Genomic DNA, 17,391 nt, shown 5'->3' with positions numbered 1-17,391 from the left:
TTTGGTCGTTTCTACTTGACGATGGCGAGCGCAAAGCCGTCGTAGCCCTTGCTGCTGACGGTTTGAATCGCCGTCGCATCGAGGCGCGGATCGCTGCCCAGTTTTTCGAGGAAGGTGCGCGTGCCGATGATGCGAGGGTCTTCGCTGGCTGGATCAACGATGGCGCCGTCGCGAATAACGTTATCGCCGATGATGACGGTGCCGGGACGTGACAGCTTGATCGCCCAGTCGAGATAGTTCGGATTGTTGGGCTTGTCGGCGTCGAGAAAGATGAGATCGAAGGGGCCGGAGTTCTCCTCTGCGAGCTTGGCGAGCGAGTCGAGCGCGGGTCCGACGCGGATATCGACGACCGCTGCGAGTCCGGCGCGGCTGATGTTGCTCATCGCCACCTGGGCGTGCTTCGGATCGAGTTCGAGCGTGACCAGTCTGCCGTCCGCGGGCAGCGCACTCGCCAGCCAGATGGTGGAATAGCCGCCGAGGGTTCCAATTTCGAGGATGCGGCGCGAGCCCTGCATACGGGCCATCAGGTGAAGCAGCTTTCCCTGCGTGGGAGCAACGTCGATGGCGGGCAGACCGGCGCAGGCGTTGGCCTCCAGGGCTTCGTCCATGGAGTGATCCGGGGAGATGAGGTGATCGGTGAGGTAGCGGTCGACGGTGATCCAGATGCCTTGATCCATAGAAGACAAGGCTAATGGGAATCGTACCGTAGCGGCAAGCCGTATGCCGCCGCTGCCGATACACTGAAGCTGATCGATGCCTTGGTTGGGAGAACGAATGCGTAACGGTCTTGCGGGTCTCGCTTTATTGGCTGGCACTGTAGCGATGGGACAGACGGTTACCTCGCCGCACCTGATGGATGCTCCTACGGTCGCGTCGTGCAACAGCACCGACGAGTGGGCGACGCCTGCGGAGAAGGCCTGCTATGCGATCACGCCGGACTACGCGGCGACGATGGCATACCTCGACCGCGTGCAGAAGGCGGCGCCAGGACAGGTCAAGATCGAGACGTTCGGCAGGACGGGTGAGGGGCGCGATCTGGATATCGTCATCGTGTCGAAGGATGGTGTCTTCGATCCGGCTGAGATTCATGCGGCGAAGCGACCGGTGGTACTGGTGCAGAACTCGATCCACGCCGGGGAGACGGATGGCAAGGATGCCTGTCTCGCCCTGTTGCGCGACATGGTGGTGACAAAGTCGAAGTCGGCGCTGTTGGATCGCGCCGTGTTCGTCTTTATCCCGATGTACAACGCCGATGGGCATGAACGCAGAAGCCGCTACAGCCGCATCAATCAGGATGGACCTGCGGAGATGGGATGGCGCGGAAACGGAATGAATCTTAATCTGAACCGCGATTATCTGAAGGCCGATGCTCCGGAGACCCGCTCGTTCCTGGCGATGTTTCATCGCTGGCTGCCGGACTTCTTCGTCGACGATCATGTCACTGACGGCGCGGACTATCAGTACGATGTGACCTTCACTATCGACGATGGGCCGAATCTGCCAGCGGCGACGGCAAAGTGGGTGGACGATGTGGCGACGCCGACACTCGAAAAGTATGTCGATGGGCACGGACACCTGGCCGCTCCGACGTACATCACGCTGACGAACGATAATGATCCCTCGCAGGGACTTGGGTTCAACGACAATCCACCGCGGTTTTCGACGGGCTACATGATTCTCGAAGGGCGTCCGGGAATGCTGGCCGAGTTGCACATGCTGAAGGACTACAAGACGCGTGTGACGGGCAACTACGAGCTTCTGGCCGGGCTGATGGAGATGGTGAATCGTGAGGCAGATAAGCTGATCGCGCTGAACGCCGCCGCCGACAAAGAGGCCGAAGCAATGGGCGCTCATCCGCTGAGCAATGTGAAATATCCTCTGGCGCTCAGCTGGGGAGGGCAGACAACGCCGTTCCTGTTTCGCGGCTACAAGTACACGCGGGAGCTGAGCGCGGTCTCGGGCGCAATGTGGGTACGGTACACGCATGAGCCGTGGAACGTCTCGCTTCCGTTTCAGAGCGGATACAAGGTGGCGGCAGAGACGACGCTGCCAGCGGCGTATCTCATCCCGGCGCAGTGGACGCAGGTGATCGATGTGCTGGCTGCGCATCAGGTGGAGATGACGCGCACGACGGCTCCGTGGTCGGGTGATGTGGAGACCTATCGCTGCGCGGGGATGACCTGGCAGGAGACGCCGTTCGAGGGACGGCATCCGACCTTTAATGGTGAGGCGATGCACGATGCGGGCAGGTTCGGCAACTGCGTTCTGGTGCGCGAGCGGATGAGCTTTCCGTCAGGTTCGGCGCTGGTGCGGTTGAATCAGCGTCTGTCGAAGGTTGCGGTGGAGTGGCTGGAGCCTCAGGCTCCGGATTCGGCGATGCAGTGGGGCTTCTTCGACTCCATCTTTGAGCAGAAGGAGTACGGCGAGGCTTATGTGCTGGAAGAACTGTCGCGAGAGATGATGGCGAAGGATCCACAGCTGAAGTCGGAGTTTGAGAAGAAGGTGGCAAGCGATCCGGTCTTTGCCGGGAATCCTTATGCGCGGCTGGAGTTCTTCTACGAACGGTCGCCGTGGTATGCGGCCAATCGCGTTGGGCTGTATCCGGTGGGACGGTTGGGATCTCTGGAGGGGATTCCACTGGCAAAGTGACGGGATTCAGGCTCGGCGTGGGATAGACTGCGTGCATCCGGTTTCAACTTCATAGCGTTCCACTTCATAACCAAGGACGAACGATGAGAGCAGTGTTTTCTCTTGCGATGGGTTTGTTTGCTGTCTCCGTAGGCGCGGTGGCGCAGGCTCCGGCGGCTTCGGACGATTTTGTCAGGACACACTTTGCCAAGTACGAGTACCGCATTCCAATGCGGGATGGAGCGAAGATGTTCGCCGCGGTGTATGTGCCGAAGACGGGAGCGTTCAAGGATGCGGGGCCGTATCCATTCCTGATGACGAAGACTCCGTACAGCTGCGGACCGTATGGTGTGGACAGGTATCCGGCGATGCTGGGAACGAGCAGGGAGTTGATGGAGTCGGGCTACATCTTCGTCTGCGAGGATGCGCGCGGCCGCTATGGCAGTGAGGGCGTCTTCGAGGAGATGAACCCGCACATCGACGAGAAGAAGTCTCCGAAGGATGTCGATGAGTCCAGCGACATGTATGACACGGTGGAGTTCCTGCTGAAGCATGTGCCGAACAACAACGGCAATGTCGGCATCATGGGCATCAGCTACCCGGGGTTCTACACGTCGGCGAGCATTATTGATTCGCATCCTGCGATCAAGGCGGCCAGCCCTCAGGCCCCGATGACGGACCTGTTCTTCGGTGATGACGCCTATCACGGCGGTGCCTTCATGCTGGGAGCGAACTATGGATTCTACCGCGCGTTCAAGCCGCAGAAGAATCCGGTGATTCCGGCTGCGGGCAGCGGTGGTGGACACGCTGCTGATCCGAAGGAAGATCCGAACACGTATAAGACGCTGCTGGAGGCCGGGGCTACGGGGAACCTGGACACAGGCAAGGCTTACCTGAACGGTGAGAACTGGTTGTTTCACGATCAGCTGATGCACACGACTTACGACGACTACTGGCAGAAGCGTGATCTGTCGCGGCATATGAAGAACGTGCATGCGGCGACGATGGAGGTCGGTGGCTGGTTCGACGCGGAGGACTTGTCAGGGCCGTTCAAGACCTTCCACGCGATCGATAAATACAACCCGGGCAATGCGGGAATGAACACGCTGGTGATCGGGCCGTGGACGCATGGCGGCTGGGTGCGCACCGACGGCGATCACCTGGGCGATGTGACCTTCAATGCGAAGACGTCGCTGTTCTACCGCAAGGAGATCGAGCTTCCGTTCTTCGAGCATTATCTGAAGGGCGTGCCGGCGAAGCCGCTGCCGAAGGCTTATGTCTTTGAGACGGGCACGAATGTGTGGCGGAGCTACGATGCGTGGCCTCCAAAGCCTGCGGTGGCGAAGACGCTGTACTTTCATGCGAACGGCAGGCTGAGCTTCGAGGCGCCTGTGGAGAAGGCGGGCGTCGATGAGTATGTGAGCGACCCGGCGCATCCGGTGCCGTTCGTTGGCTACCCTACCGATACGGTGCCGCAGCGTTATATGGCGGATGATCAGAGGTTCGCTGCGATGCGGTCGGATGTGCTGGTGTATGAGTCGGAGCCGTTGACGGAGGACGTGACGATCGCGGGGCCAGTGAAGCCGAAGCTGAAGATCGCGTCGACGGGAACGGATGCTGACTTCGTGGTGAAGCTGATTGATGTCTATCCATATGACTACCCGGCGCCGGAGGGTGAATCGTCGGGGAACAAACGGATTGTTGGCGCAGCGCCGGTGGTGATGGGCGGCTACGAGCAGCTGGTTCGCGGGGAGCCGATGCGGGCGAAGTTTCGTGACAGCTGGGAGAAGCCTGCTGCGCTGACGCCGGGCAAGGTGACGGTGGTGAACGGCGAGATGCCGGATGTAAATCATACGTTTCGCGCCGGGCACAGGATCATGGTGCAGGTGCAGAGCTCGTGGTTTCCTCTGGTGGATCGTAATCCTCAGACGTTCGTCGAGATTCCGCTGGCGAAGCCGGAGCAGTTTGTGAAGGCTACGGAGAGTGTGTATCGGAGCTCGTCCGAGGCCAGCGGAGTTGAGGTGCTGGTGATGCCTCAGCCTTGAAGGGGGCCCTATACTTATTGGTGCAAAATCTTGGATTGAAAGGCTTTATAGGTGGACCACCTAAAGTCTTGTGAATCAATATTTTGCAGCTAAATTCTTGATCTAGAAGGAGATGGCGCCGGGATTTCCGGCGCCGTTTTCTTTTGGCCCACTTTTAGTTTAGCGAATGGGGTGGGGTGGATCGGCAGCCTGGGCAGCTGCTGACTGTCTGCGCAAGTTGTTTATTTTGTTTATTTTAATGGGGATGTTGAGTCGTTTGCATGTTGGCGTGGGGTTGACAGCATTTGAGCTTTGTAGGTGGAGGTGGGGTCTGGGAGGCTTTTGTGGCCGAAAAGCAGGTCCCTCCGCTGCGGCTTCGCCTTCGGTCGGGATGACAGCTGTGATTGTGGGAGATGAGATAAGAGCCCGCGGCTGGGTGGCTGCGGGCTCTTATTTGTTGTGGCTAGTTAAACGTTGGCGAAGGGGTCTTCGAGGGAGGGGCTCTGCGGGGTGAACATGTCGCCGCCCTCGGGGGTGACGACCCAGTCGTCTTCGAGGCGGATGCCGAACTCGCCGACGATGTAGATGCCGGGCTCGTCGGAGAAGGTCATGCCTGGTTCGAGGATGGTGTTGTTGCCGCGGACGAGGTAGGGCCATTCGTGGCCGTCGAGGCCGATGCCGTGACCGAGGCGGTGGGTGAAGTGCTTGTAGTCGGGGCCGTAGCCTGCGTCGGTGACGACCTTGCGGGCGGCGTCGTCGACGGCGTGGCAGGGGGCGCCGGCCTTGCCTGCGGCGAGCGCGGCGGACTGGGCTTTGTGAACGATGTCGAAGACTTTTTTCTGTTTGTCGGTCGCTTTGCCTAAGACGAAGGAGCGGGAGATGTCGGACTCGTAGCCTTCGACGGTGCAGCCGTCGTCGAGGAGGATGATCTCTCCTTCTTTAATGACCTGGGGCTGGAGGGAGCCGTGGGGCAGGGCGGAGTACTCGCCGACCTGGCAGGAGGCGTAGCCGGGGAAGCCGGTGCGGTTGTAGCCGAGGCCGATGAGCTCGGAGACATGCTCGTTGGTCATGCCGGGTTCGAGGGACTGGAAGGCAGCCTTGTAGACATGGAGGGTGATGTCGTTGGCGAGGCGCATGAGGGCGAGCTCGGCGGCCGACTTGACTGCACGGCAGCCTGCGGTGATGGGGGTTCCGTTGACGGCGGTGAGATGCGGGCTGGCGTGCTGGATGCCGTCGGCGAAGGCGAACTGGGTGCGCTCCTCGATGCCGATTTTTCCGGTGGAGATGCCGGCGTCTTTGAGTGCTTTGACGAGTACAGCGTAGGGGCTGTCGTCCTCGTTCCAGGTATAGACCCTGGTGACGGAGGCCTGGGGGAGCGTGGCGGGTTTGGCTTCCATGCGCTCGCGGACGCGGCCTTCTTCAAAGACGGGGCAGACGACGAAGGGAGCGCCTTTGACGGGGAGAACCCAGGCGAAGAAGCGCTCGGACTGGCCCCAGCGGAGGCCGGTGAAGTAGGTGAGAGAGGAGCCGGTGCAGATGACGAGGGCGTCGATCTTGCTTTTGGCGAGCAGCTCGCGGGCGCGTTCGACGCGATGCTCGCGCTCGTCGAGGGTGATGGGCACGGGCTCGGATTTGCGGCTGGTGAGCGCGGCGATGGCGGGGGGAAGCTTGATGCCGGCAGAGGACGGTGAGCCGGGGCGCTGGGCCTCGAGGCTGAGAGAAGGGGCTGCAACCGCTGCGGAGGCGGCGAGAAGGAAGCTGCGTCTTGATGGCATGAGGGGATTGTACTGCGTGGTTTGGACGGCTTTGTCTGTTGTTTGAGTGCGATAGGCTACGGAGATGTTCAAGTATCGCTGGATTGCGTTGGCGGTTGCGTTTGCAGGCGTCGCGGCCGGGCGAGCCGAGATTCTGCGGCCGAAGGTGGTGGTGGTGGCCTACTTCGAGGTGGGCAAGGATACGGGAGACCGGCCTGGCGAAGCTCAGTTGTGGATCGAACGGGATCACCTGGATCGCGTCATCGACGTGCCGGGAATGTCGCATGTCGTGCGGGCGAATGCGGATGGCTCGGAGATCCTGGCGGTAGTTGGGCCGGGGCAGATTCGTCCGGCGGTGAACCTGATGGCGCTGGGAGCGGATGCGCGTTTCGACCTGCGGCAGAGCTACTGGATCATCAATGGCATTGCAGGGGTTTCACCGAAGGACGGAGCGCTGGGGGCGGCGTTCTGGACGGATTACGTGGTGAACGGCGACCTGCTGCACTTTATCGACCCGCGAGAGATGCCGGGGAGCTGGCAGGACGGTTATTACGCGATCGACAAGAGCAGACCGGAGGAGCAGCCGAGGGTGGAGGCGGGTTCGGCCGAAGATGTGCGGACGTGGAAGAAGGATGAGGCGCAGATCAACTGGCGAGGGACGGTGGTGAAGATGAATCCGGTGCTGCTGCGCTGGGCGTTCGGCTTGACGAAGGATGTGTCGTTGCCGCAGAACGATGCGATGAAGACGCTGGGGAGGCGGTATGCGAACAACCCGCTGGCTGCCGGACCACCGAAGGTGTCGATTGGCGCCAATATTGCGACGGAGACGTTCTGGCATGGCGCGCGGATGGATGACTGGGCGCATCGCTGGGTGAGCTATGCGACGGACGGTATGGCGACGATGGGCACAACCTCGATGAACGACTCCGGAGCGATGGTGGCGCTGTACTCCTTGACGAAGCAGGGGAAGGCGGATTGGAACCGGGCTCTGCTGCTGCGGACGGCGAGCAACTTCGATCGTCAGCCGGACGGCATGACGGCGGAGCAGAGCGCCAATAGCGAGAAGCATGCTGCCTTTACGGGGTATGACGCTTCTCTGGAGTCGGCCTATCGGGTGGGTAGTCGCGTGGCGAAGGAGATTCTTGCGGGACGGCTGCCGGAAGGTGTCGCGCGGTAATCGGCGGGATGGATAATGTGCGGGATGGATAATGTAAGGAAGAGCTGATGATTTTGTTTTACGAGATCTTATTTTCTGAGGCGGACCCGCGATGGCGATGATTACGACGGTGCAGCAGCATATTCTCCAGCAGCAGCAGGAGCAGATGAAGGCGAGTGGGCGCGAGGCGTCGGGAACCTTCAGCTGGCTGCTGAGCGGCATCACGCTGGCGACGAAGATGATTGAAGCGAAGATTCGGCAGGCGGGGCTGGCTGATGTGCTGGGCGCGGCGGGCGCGGAGAATGTGCAGGGCGAGCAGCAGCAGAAGCTGGACGTCTATGCCAACCAGGCTCTGCTGCACTGCCTGGGGCTGCGTGACAGCGTTGCCGCGCTGGTGAGCGAAGAGGACGAGGAGCCGGTGACGTTCAATCGCGATGCGGAGACGGGCAAGTACATCATCGTCTTCGACCCGCTGGACGGCTCGAGCAACATCGACGTGAATGTGAATGTCGGCACGATCTTCAGCGTGTTGCGCAGGATGCCTGCGGAGCTGGGAACGCTGGAGGAGTCGATTCTGCAGCAGGGGTTCCGGCAAGTAGCCGCGGGGTACGTGGTCTATGGGCCGTCGACGGTGCTGGTGTATACGACGGGCAATGGCGTGCACAGCTTTACGCTGGACCCGACGATCGGCGCGTTTGTGCTGAGCGAGGAGCAGATGAAGATGCCGGAGCAGGGCAGCTACTACTCGACCAACGAGGCCAATGCGGCGACGTGGCCGGAGGAGTATCGCCACTACGTGGCGCTGCTGCGCGATGGCGGCCTGGGCAAGACGTACAGCTCGCGTTACATCGGCAGCCTGGTGGCGGACTTTCATCGCACCTTGCTGAAGGGCGGCGTGTTTCTGTATCCGCCGACGGAGAAGCAGGCGAAGGGCAAGCTACGGCTGCTATATGAAGCCAATCCTCTGGCGTTTATCGCAGAGCAGGCTGGCGGCATAGCGACGAGCGGTGCGGGACGGATACTGGATATCAAGCCGGAGGGGATTCATCAGCGGACGCCGTTCTGCGTTGGCAGCAAGCGCGAGATGGAAGCCCTGAAGGAGATACTGGCGGGAGTTGCGACGAAGTGAGCTTTACGGCAGTGGTGATGGATATTGTCGAGGAGCGGCGTGAAGCAGGGCGGCAACGCTGGCTGGTGCAGTTGGACCGCACGGAGTTTCGTCCAGGGGATGCCGGGATGCTGGAGGCCGTGGCTCGGAGCGGGGCGCGGCTTGAAGTGCCGGTGCTTAGCGTGGTGGAGCACGAGGGGGAGCTCTGGCACCAGGTAGAGAAGCCGCTGTTGCAGGAGACCGTGGTGACGGGGCATGTGCTGACGGCTTCTCCATAGAGGTAGCAGGTTGCGTGGACGAACATCTTGGAGGCGCGGCGGCTTCCTGCTACACTAAGCGAGTCGCAAAATGACGTTGCCTGCCTGAAGCATGAGGCTGGTTCGTCGGGTGGAGTGGGGCTGTAGCTCAGTTGGGAGAGCGCCTCGTTCGCAACGAGGAGGTCAGCGGTTCGATCCCGCTCAGCTCCACCAAATAACTCAAATCCACATAAATGAAATCTGGGGCCAATAAGCAGCACAAATGCTGTGTGGGTCCCATTAGCGGCGCTTACGCAGCCGGTTCATCCTTCACAAGAGAAACGATCTTTTCTCCCGCTCTTCTTCTCGTCCCCGATCGACTGGACATACCGGGGATCGTGAAAGGTATCGGTCATGGAGGCACTGAACTCCTGTTCCTTCCAGAGGAAGAGGGGACGTATCGAAATAGTTTCTAGCGCGATCTTGTCGCCGTCGCGGGCTGCGCTCGCCGGGGCCCTGGCTCGAACGTCCAGGTGATGAAGCGTAAGGTTCATCACCTTTGTCCTGGTGGGCGGAACAAGGTGCTCGGCATCGCCAGCCGGAACATATTCCAATATCGCATCGGCTTATACGCTACGGATCGTGTCATCGCAGAGACGCAGCCTCATCCCGTCTCAGATCCGAGATGACCAGGAGGTCCGTAGATGTTTTGTTTGAGTACCTGGCGACTGAAAGGTTTCGAAGTTAAAGAAGAGGACCCAGGCACGGCTCTGGGTCCTCTCCTTTGTTATGGCAGCTGGGTTTAGAAGTTGTACTTGAGTGCGAATTGCAGGACGCGCTGGCCGAACTTGGTGTCGGTGATGCCGCGATTGGCGTTGCTGACCTGCGAGCTGAAGGCGCTGTTGTTGGCGGTCTGGAGCTTGATGGTGATCGGATCGGTGCTGCTGAATCCGGGCAGGGGATGGTTGAGGAAGTTGAAGCCCTGGGCGCGAAGCTGGAGCGAGTTGCGCTCGTTGATGTGGAAGGTCTTGTAGATACCGATGTCGGTGTTGAAGAAGCTGGGGCCGCTGAGGTACGGAGCCTGGCGGATGCCCTGCGTGCCAATGGGTGGAGCGCTGAAGCAATCCATGTTGATCTTCTGGTTCTGCTTCAGGCTGGAGGTTGGGTTGCAGGTGAGGATGGGGAGCACGGACTGCACCGGCGTTCCGAAGTAGGTGGAGGAGCCGATGGTGTGGTTGAGGGTGGTGTTGAGGATGGTCAGGCCGAGGTTCTGCGAGGAGTTGGCCTGCAGGTTGCCGCCCGCCTGCCAGGTGGTGGTGCCGGAGAGCGTCCAGCCATTGACGACTCCCTCAACCAGCTTGTGGCCGTGGACGGGCGTGCCGAGGTCGAAGGCATATGAGGTGTTGACCACGTGTGGGCGGTCGATGTTGAGCACGCCGTAGTTGCCGTGGACGCTGAAGGCGTCGACCGTGGAGTTCACGATGCCCAGCGCCTTGGAGTAGGTGTAGTTGATGTTGTAGGAGAGGCGGCCCGAGCGCTTGAGCCAGCTGGCCTGGATGCCGTTGTAGTTGGAGTATCCGACGTGGGTGGCGACGGTGATGGAGTTGGTGCCGTAACCGGCGCGATAGGGGTAGTAGTCGACGATGTTGGAGACGTTCTCGGGGTCGGAGGGCGCGGGCGCCCCGGTAACGGGATCGGGACGGAAGAGTCCACCGAGAGGAATCTTGTTCTGGTTGATGAAGTTGGCGCCGCCGATGCCGGATGAGCCGCTCTGGCCTCCCATCAGCAGGTCGGTGGAGTTGTTGCCGACGTAGGCGACCTCGAGCAGGGAGTTGTAGGGCAGCTGCTGCGAGATGGTGAAGTTATAGGCGTAGGTGTTGCCGACCTGGTCGTCGTCCTGACTGGTGGCGTAGACGCTGGAGGCGGCGGAGCCGAGGGCGGAGCTGTTCTTGCCGAGCGCACTGATCTCGGCCAGGGTGATGGCCTGTCCGCTGGGCGAGTTATAAGTCTTGATGCCCTGCGAGGTGCCGAGCGGCCCGGCGTAGTCGTTGAACTGGTCGTTCCAACGATAGATGGCCCATCCGCCACGGAGAACGGTTCTGCCGTTGCCGTGCAGGTCGTAGGCGAAGCCGAGGCGCGGTTCGAGGAAGACGGCCTGCACGGGCGATCCGCCGTTGGGTAGCGAACCGTCGAGGGCATGCCAGCTGACGCCGGGGTAGAGCGAGGTGCCCAGCTCGGAGGCATACTTCTCCGGACGCCAGACCGCGAGACCGACGCCGCTGCGATCCTGCCAGCGGCCGACGTGATCCAGGCGCAGGCCGAGGTTGAGCATCAGGCGCGAGGTGATCTTCCAGTTGTCCTGCACATAGCCCGCGACCGTGGTGTAGTACATGTCGTTTACGGGGTTGATATTGGATTGGGTGAAGCCGCTGGTGACGCCCATCAGGAAGTTGGCCAGCGGATTGACGGAGCCGATGGTGAGGCCGGTGATGGCATCGGTCTTCTGGCCGCTGGCGTAGGAGAGCGAGCCATTGGGCGAGCCGTAGGTGCCCTGCTTGTTTCCGGCGCGTGCCCAGTAGCCGCCGATCTTGAAGCTGTGGTTTTTGTATATAAAGCTGAAGTCGTCGGTCACGGAGGGCGAGGACTTGATGGTGTTGTAGGTGCCGCCCTGCTGGAAGAGGTCGGGCTGCGAGATGTCGGGGAAGGTGCGGGCCCCGGCGGAGTTGATGGAGGGCACCAGTGTTGAGGCGTTGGGATAGGCGGTGCCGTAGGGATATCCCAGCGTGCTGATGGCCAGCGCGTTGAGGTCGGTGGCGGTGAAGGGGTTGCTGAGGTGGCCCATGGAGATGCGCACCTCGTTGGTCATCGCCGAGCCGAAGATGTGAATCCAGCTGCCGGAGACGACGTTGGAATTGACGGGGCTGAGGAGATTTCCGCCGGGGTAGGCGATGGAGTAGGACGGCGTGTAGTAGATGTGCGCGAAGCTGACGCCGACGTCGTGCCCGTGCTGGAAGCTGACGTAGACCTTGTCGTGGTCGCTGATGTTGTAGTCGCCGCGCACGCGGTAGATGTAGCCGTTGTGCTGGGCGCTGGTGGGCGAGTAGTAGTTGTAGCCCGAGGCGTTGGTGGTGGGATCGATGTTGGGGGAGGGAAAGAGCTTGAGCAGCGAGAGAGCGCCGGGATCGAGGTTGGCGCTGGGGATCTGCGAGCCGGTGATGGCCGCGCCGTTGGGGGCGATGGTGCCGGTGAGGTTGTTGCAGAAGTCGGTGCGCGAGGCGTCGATGCCGCCGCTGGCCGCGCAGAGCTTCGCATTGTCGGGATCTGCGGCGGAGAAGTTGCCCGCGCGCATGGCCGCGGTGGGAACGTAGGACTGCAGCGGGGCGGAGGATCCGAGGTTCTGCCAGAAGTACTCGTAGCCTGCCCAGAAGAGCAGCTTGCGGCTCTTATTAAAGTTGGTGCCGGGGATGAGGACGGGACCGCCGATGCTGCCGCCGGGATAGTAGTAGGCGTCCTCGGGGCGCTTCACGCCGGCGTTGTTGTTCTGCCAGGTGTTGGAGTTGAGCACGCCGTTGCGGGCGTAGATGTAGGCCTGTCCGTGGAAGACGGAGGAGCCGGAGCGGCTGATGGCGTTGACGACGATGGGGCCCTGCGGGGCGTCGGCGCCGAAGTTGGAGGTCTGCACCTTCACCTCCTGCGTCATGTCGGGGTTGACGGTGGCGATGGACCAGCAGGCGCAGCCGGGGTCGATGATGCTGGCGCCGTCGAGCAGGTACGCCGTGCCGCCGCGATAGGGCGCTCCGTTGGTGCTGAGGCCCACGCCGATGGCCGAGCCGGAGGAGGAGGCGTCGTTGAAGTTGAAGCCGGGGCCGTTGCCGACGCCGTTGGCCGTGGTGGTGACGCCGGGAAGGATCTTGAGCAGCTCGGAGATGTTGCGGCTCTGGATGGTGAGGCGCTGGATGTCCTTGGTGGAGAGCAGGGCGGAGCGCTCGCCGGAGTCGACGGGCGCGACCTCGCCGACGGTGGACTCGACGGTGATCTGCTCGGTGCTGGTGCCGACGGTGAGCGAGAGGCTGAGGTTGCGGGTGTCGCCGGGGTTGACGACGAGGCCCTTCTGCTCAAGCTGCTTGAATCCCTGCGCGGTGGCGTTGAGGGTGTAGGTGCCGGGCTTGATGCCTGCGAAGTTGAAGAAGCCGGAGCTGTTGGTGTCGAGCTCGCGGCGGTCCTTGCTGCTCTCTTCGGTCAGAACGACGTGCGCGTTGGGGACGATGGCGCCGGTGCTGTCGAGTACGGTGCCGGTAAGGCTGGCCGTGGTCTGCGCGTGGAGCGCGAGCGGTGTGAGCAGAGTGGTGAGGGAGTAGAGCGAGGGCTAGGAAGAGGGGAAATTCAGACTTATTTCTTCGATGGAGTTTCATGGCGTTCGTGCCTCCGGAGGAGTGTCTTATCGTTGCGCGTTGCGGAGCGGGTGCATCTGCGGTGTGTGTGCCTTTGCGGCTCAGGGCGAAGGTCGGTGGGTGAGGGGCGGCGCGGCTCATGGGTGAACCACCTCGATCAGGCTGTCGATGGAGCCGCTGCCCAGTGCGGGGCCGTCGGCGGCGAGCTTGTGCCGGGCGTCGTCCCAGTGCAGGCGGGTGAGGGTGAAGTCGCCTTTTTCGTAGGCGTAGGTTTTGCCGTCGTCGTTGTAGAGGGTGAAGTCGCCGTCGCGGCCGGGATAGACGCGGAGGCTGGCGATGGTCTGCCTGTCTTCGGTGCTCTCTACCGGTGAACCAAGAGGAAGGATGGACCCGGCGCGGACGAAGAGCGGGATGGTGTCGATGGGAGCGGCGACGCTGATGCGCTGGCCGCCGCGCAAGCGCTCGCGGGTCCAGAAGTTGTACCAGTCGGTGCCTGCGGGCAGGTAGACGGAGCGTGTGGTGGCGCCCTGCTCGGTGACGGGAGCGACGAGGAAGGCCGGGCCGAACATGTACTCATCGCCGAGGTCGGCCACGTTGGGGTCATTGGGGAAGTCGAGGAAGAGTGCGCGCATAAACGGCGCGCCGGTCTGGTTGGCCGTGTACCCAAGCGAGTAGAGGTAGGGCATCAGCTGGTAGCGCAGGCGCAGGTACTTCTCGAGAATGGGCTGCGCCTGTTTGCCGTAGCTCCAGACCTCGTTTTCGGGGCGCGAGCCATGGGAGCGGAAGTTGGGCTGGAAGACGCCGTACTCGAACCAGCGGGTGTAGAGCTCGGGATAGTCGTCGTAGTTTCCGATGTTGGCGCGGGCGTCGGAGGGATCGAGCAACGGCGGGTGCGCCGGAGTGTGTGTGGCTGCCGGGTATTGCCAGCCGCCGATGTCGTTGGACCAGTAGGGCATGCCGCTGGCGGTGAAGTTGATGCCGGTGGGCACCTGGCGGCGCAGCGTGTCCCACTTGGCGTCGATGTCGGAGGACCAGAAGATGGCGCCGTTGTGCTGCGCGCCGAGGTAGCTGTCGCGCGAGAGGATGAGCGCCCGCTGATGCATATCGCGCCGCATACCGTTGTAGAAGGCGGCGGTGTGGAAGAGGGGATAGACGTTGAAGAACTGCGTGCCGGGGCCGATGTGGAAGTAGCTGCCGTTGGGCGGCAGGTCGGGCTCGGTCTCGTCGGCCCAGAAGGCGTCGAAGCCCTTGGCGACGTAGTTCTCATTCACGATGCCCCAGAACCACTTTGCGGCGTCGGGGTTGGTGGTGTCGATGTCGGAGCCTGCGCGGTCGTAGGGCAGGCCGTTGGTGGGCGTGCCGTCGGCGAGCTTCTCGAACCAGCCGTTCTTCAGCACGGTAGCGTAGTAGCGGCTCTCAGGAACGAAGCGCGGCCAGACGCTGATCATGGTGTGGAAGTGCAGGTCGTGCAGCTCGCGGTTCATGGCCGTCGGATCGGGCCACTTTGCCGGATCCATGTCCATCTGGCCCATTCGGGTGTAGTGGAACCAGTCGACGACGAGATCGTCGATGGGCAGGTGGCGGTCGCGATAGCCGTGGGCGACGGCCATCAGCTCGGCCTGCGAGGTGTAGCGCTGCTTGCACTGGATGTAGCCGAAGGCGGACTTGGGTGGGATGGGCGTATCGCCGGTGAGCAGGCGGTAGCCGCGATAGATGGCGTCGTAGTCACCGACGATGACGAAGAAGCTGACACGCTGGCCCACCTGGCTGGAGATACGGTCTTCATCGTTGAAGCCGAAGGCGAACTGCGTCTTCGAGGGGTTGTCCCAGACGATGCCGTATCCCTTGCTGGTGAGGTAGAAGGGGACGCAGACGCTCTGTCCGGAGGGGGCGTTGTAGTCGTGGGCGCAGTTGAGGACGTGGCCGCGGCGGTCGAGGTAGCCCTCCTGGTTTTGCCCCAGGCCGTAGACGTGCTCGTCGGACGCGGCCGAGAGGCCGGCGCCGACGGTATAGAAAGGCGGGTCGGTGGGGCGGCGGTCGTAGTTGATCTGCGAGGTGCCGTCCTTGTAGTTGGGCACGGCCATCTGCCAGCCGGTGAGGTGGACGAGCGGCGTGCCGTCGGCGCGGGAGATACTGAGGCCGACCCATGGAGCAGAGCCGTTGAAGAACTTCGCGATGTCAGCGTGGGTGCCGGTAGATGGACGCTGCTCACCCTGCGGGGCGACTGCGATGCGAAGGTGATCTGAGTGGAGGAGATCGCCGTCGGGACCGCGAGTGGCTGACCATCCGCTTCCAGATGGCTTGGCGAGAATGCCGTAACCGGGGGCCGCGAGGGCATCCTCACGTCTGAGACTCATGCTGATGCGAACGATGTTGTGTGCGTATGGTTCTACCAGGACGGTGGCTTCGCCGCGCTGCAGTTGAAGTTGCTGGGCAGAGAGAGTGAGGGCCGGAAGGAATAGCGTGGAGCCGGCGGCAATAAGGCGAAGGGCCGCAGTGCGCGAGTGGGATGGCGCGCCAAGACTGGCAAAGATAGAACCGGATGAAAACAAATGAGCTCCTGACTATGTCGATTTTGTGAATCGGAAGTCGCGGAGAACTACACGGGAGCCTGTAACTGCCTGACAAGGTTCGGTACGCGGAGGCTACGGTACGCGGCACCTAACTGATTGATTCCAATTGATTGACTGACGTAGTTTGGGGACGTACTATACCTCTGCTGCGGGGGATGCCGATGACGAGAATCTCAGAGATGGAGCAGGTGAACCCCTTGGCGTCGACACTGGTATCGAGCGAAGAGAAGAAGATCATTCTCGACCAGCTGGAGACGCTCATGGAGAGCACCCCTTTCCGTGGTTCACAGCAGTGTCGGCGTTTTCTCTCTTATGTTGTTACGCATACCCTGAACTCAGACGACGGTTCGTTGCGCGAACGTGTCATCGGCAATGCAGTCTTTGGGCGTCCTCCGAACTATGACACCAACGATGACCCGGTGGTACGTCTGCGCGCCTCTGAAGTGCGCAAGAGGTTGGCCCAGTTCTATCAGTCTCTTGAGCAGGCACCCAAGGTGACGATCCAGATCCCCCCGGGATCCTACAAGGCGACGTTCTTCTGGGGGAGAGTCGACCTCGTATCACATAATGACGAACACCTGGTTGTGGCGGGGACAGAGGGTCCGCTGCTGTCGCCTGTGGAAGCTCCAGCGCCACTCGCGCACCAGAATAAGAAGCCGACAGAGGTTGAGGCGCCGAACTGGCGCGTGCCGGCGCGATGGTTGTGGGCGTTGCTGGCGATCATCATTCTGTTTGGCGTCGCAGGAATCCTGGTTCATGTAGGACAATCCAAGCAAGAGAAGGCGGTCAGGGATTTTTGGCAACCTCTGCTCATCAGCCCAAAGCCTGCGCTGATCTCGGTGGGAAGCAATGCCGTCTATCGCGTCTCCGACGAGGTGGCTGATCAGTATGGTCGAGACCATCATCTGGAAGGCAGCGGAATGGAATTCTTCCCGGACCTCAGTCCCGACACGACAATACGTTCTTCGGGAATGCATCCGGCGCCCGACAGCTTTGTGGCGCTGGGTGACGTAGCAGCCATATCGGTAACGGTTTCGAACCTGACGCGGCTGCAGAAGCCATTCCAGGAGCGCTTTTCCAATGACATCTCCTTCGCGGAGATTCGAAGCAGCCCAACGGTTCTAGTGGGCGGGTTTAACAACCCGATGACACGTGAGCTGACGAAGAACCTGCGATTTTTCTTTGTCTCCCGCAATCGCATTCAGGATCGTGAGAGACCAGAGCAGGCGTGGGTGCTGCGCGCCTCGCAGGACGCGCACGACACCGAAGACTATGCCATCATCTCGCGTCTGCTGCCGCAGGATGGATCCTCGCCCATAATCAGCGTTGCAGGACTGGGACAGTACGGCACGCTTGCTGCCACGGAGTTTGTCTTCAATCCCGAGAGGCTCAGCAAGTTCGAACATTCGGCCGCTAAGGATTGGCGTCAACGCAATCTACAGATCCTGTTGCATATCAAGGTGAGCGACTTCAAGCCTGCACCGGGCGAGGTTATTGCAGTCCACATCTGGTAGTTCGGAA

The 17,391-nt window shown here is 61.6% G+C and carries 11 protein-coding genes and 1 tRNA gene; 8 read left to right on the top strand and 4 right to left on the bottom strand.

Annotated elements, in window-relative coordinates:
- Nucleotides 1–11 precede the first annotated feature (11 nt).
- On the bottom strand, nucleotides 12–677 hold the full coding sequence (locus PW789_RS11340) for an O-methyltransferase (RefSeq protein ID WP_299376053.1): 666 nt from the start codon (nucleotides 675–677) through the stop codon (nucleotides 12–14).
- Between the two features lie 97 nt (nucleotides 678–774).
- Here PW789_RS11340 and PW789_RS11335 point away from each other — a divergent pair, with 97 nt between their 5' ends.
- Entirely contained in the window at nucleotides 775–2,649 is a 1,875-nt protein-coding gene (locus PW789_RS11335) for a M14 family metallopeptidase (protein ID WP_299376051.1), read from the top strand.
- Between the two features lie 83 nt (nucleotides 2,650–2,732).
- Entirely contained in the window at nucleotides 2,733–4,673 is a 1,941-nt protein-coding gene (locus tag PW789_RS11330; RefSeq protein WP_299376048.1) for a CocE/NonD family hydrolase, read from the top strand.
- Nucleotides 4,674–5,119: 446 nt separating this feature from the next.
- On the opposite strand, the gene PW789_RS11325 is transcribed toward PW789_RS11330, so the two are convergent.
- Complete coding sequence (locus PW789_RS11325; RefSeq protein WP_299376044.1) at nucleotides 5,120–6,427, bottom strand: Xaa-Pro peptidase family protein; 1,308 nt, start codon at nucleotides 6,425–6,427, stop codon at nucleotides 5,120–5,122.
- 64 nt (nucleotides 6,428–6,491) lie between these two features.
- On the opposite strand from PW789_RS11325, the gene PW789_RS11320 reads away from it, so the two are divergent.
- The 4 genes from PW789_RS11320 to PW789_RS11305 all read left to right on the top strand — a co-directional run bounded on the left by PW789_RS11320 (nucleotide 6,492) and on the right by PW789_RS11305 (nucleotide 9,140).
- Nucleotides 6,492–7,583 (top strand): purine nucleoside permease, encoded by a 1,092-nt coding sequence (locus PW789_RS11320; protein WP_299376041.1) that lies wholly within the window; start codon nucleotides 6,492–6,494, stop codon nucleotides 7,581–7,583.
- 91 nt (nucleotides 7,584–7,674) lie between these two features.
- Nucleotides 7,675–8,691: a class 1 fructose-bisphosphatase gene (gene fbp, locus PW789_RS11315; RefSeq protein WP_299376038.1), complete on the top strand. Its 1,017-nt coding sequence runs from the start codon at nucleotides 7,675–7,677 to the stop codon at nucleotides 8,689–8,691.
- Entirely contained in the window at nucleotides 8,688–8,948 is a 261-nt protein-coding gene (locus PW789_RS11310) for a hypothetical protein (protein WP_299376035.1), read from the top strand. The genes fbp and PW789_RS11310 overlap by 4 nt, the downstream gene beginning before the upstream one ends.
- A 116-nt stretch (nucleotides 8,949–9,064) precedes the next feature.
- Nucleotides 9,065–9,140: transfer RNA gene (locus PW789_RS11305), tRNA-Ala, on the top strand.
- A gap of 568 nt (nucleotides 9,141–9,708) precedes the next feature.
- Here PW789_RS11305 and PW789_RS11300 read toward each other — a convergent pair.
- Nucleotides 9,709–13,149, bottom strand: a complete 3,441-nt coding sequence (locus PW789_RS11300; protein WP_299377845.1) for a carboxypeptidase regulatory-like domain-containing protein — start codon at nucleotides 13,147–13,149, stop codon at nucleotides 9,709–9,711.
- Between PW789_RS11300 and PW789_RS11295 the strand changes: the two genes are divergently transcribed.
- A complete protein-coding gene (locus tag PW789_RS11295) occupies nucleotides 13,076–13,264 on the top strand; it encodes a hypothetical protein (protein ID WP_299376032.1) in 189 nt (62 codons plus the stop codon). The two genes, PW789_RS11300 and PW789_RS11295, sit on opposite strands and share 74 nt — an antisense overlap.
- 170 nt (nucleotides 13,265–13,434) lie before the next feature.
- Here the strand turns inward: PW789_RS11295 and PW789_RS11290 are convergent, their stop codons facing one another.
- Entirely contained in the window at nucleotides 13,435–15,849 is a 2,415-nt protein-coding gene (locus tag PW789_RS11290; RefSeq protein ID WP_367182539.1) for a TIM-barrel domain-containing protein, read from the bottom strand.
- Between the two features lie 182 nt (nucleotides 15,850–16,031).
- Here PW789_RS11290 and PW789_RS11285 point away from each other — a divergent pair, with 182 nt between their 5' ends.
- On the top strand, nucleotides 16,032–17,384 hold the full coding sequence (locus PW789_RS11285; protein WP_299376029.1) for a hypothetical protein: 1,353 nt from the start codon (nucleotides 16,032–16,034) through the stop codon (nucleotides 17,382–17,384).
- Nucleotides 17,385–17,391 lie beyond the last annotated feature (7 nt).

The organism is Edaphobacter sp. (genome assembly GCF_028283685.1).
Lineage (GTDB): Bacteria > Acidobacteriota > Terriglobia > Terriglobales > Acidobacteriaceae > Edaphobacter.
The sequence above is the reverse complement of the archived record's forward strand: the minus strand, read 5'-3'. Positions and strand labels throughout refer to the sequence as shown.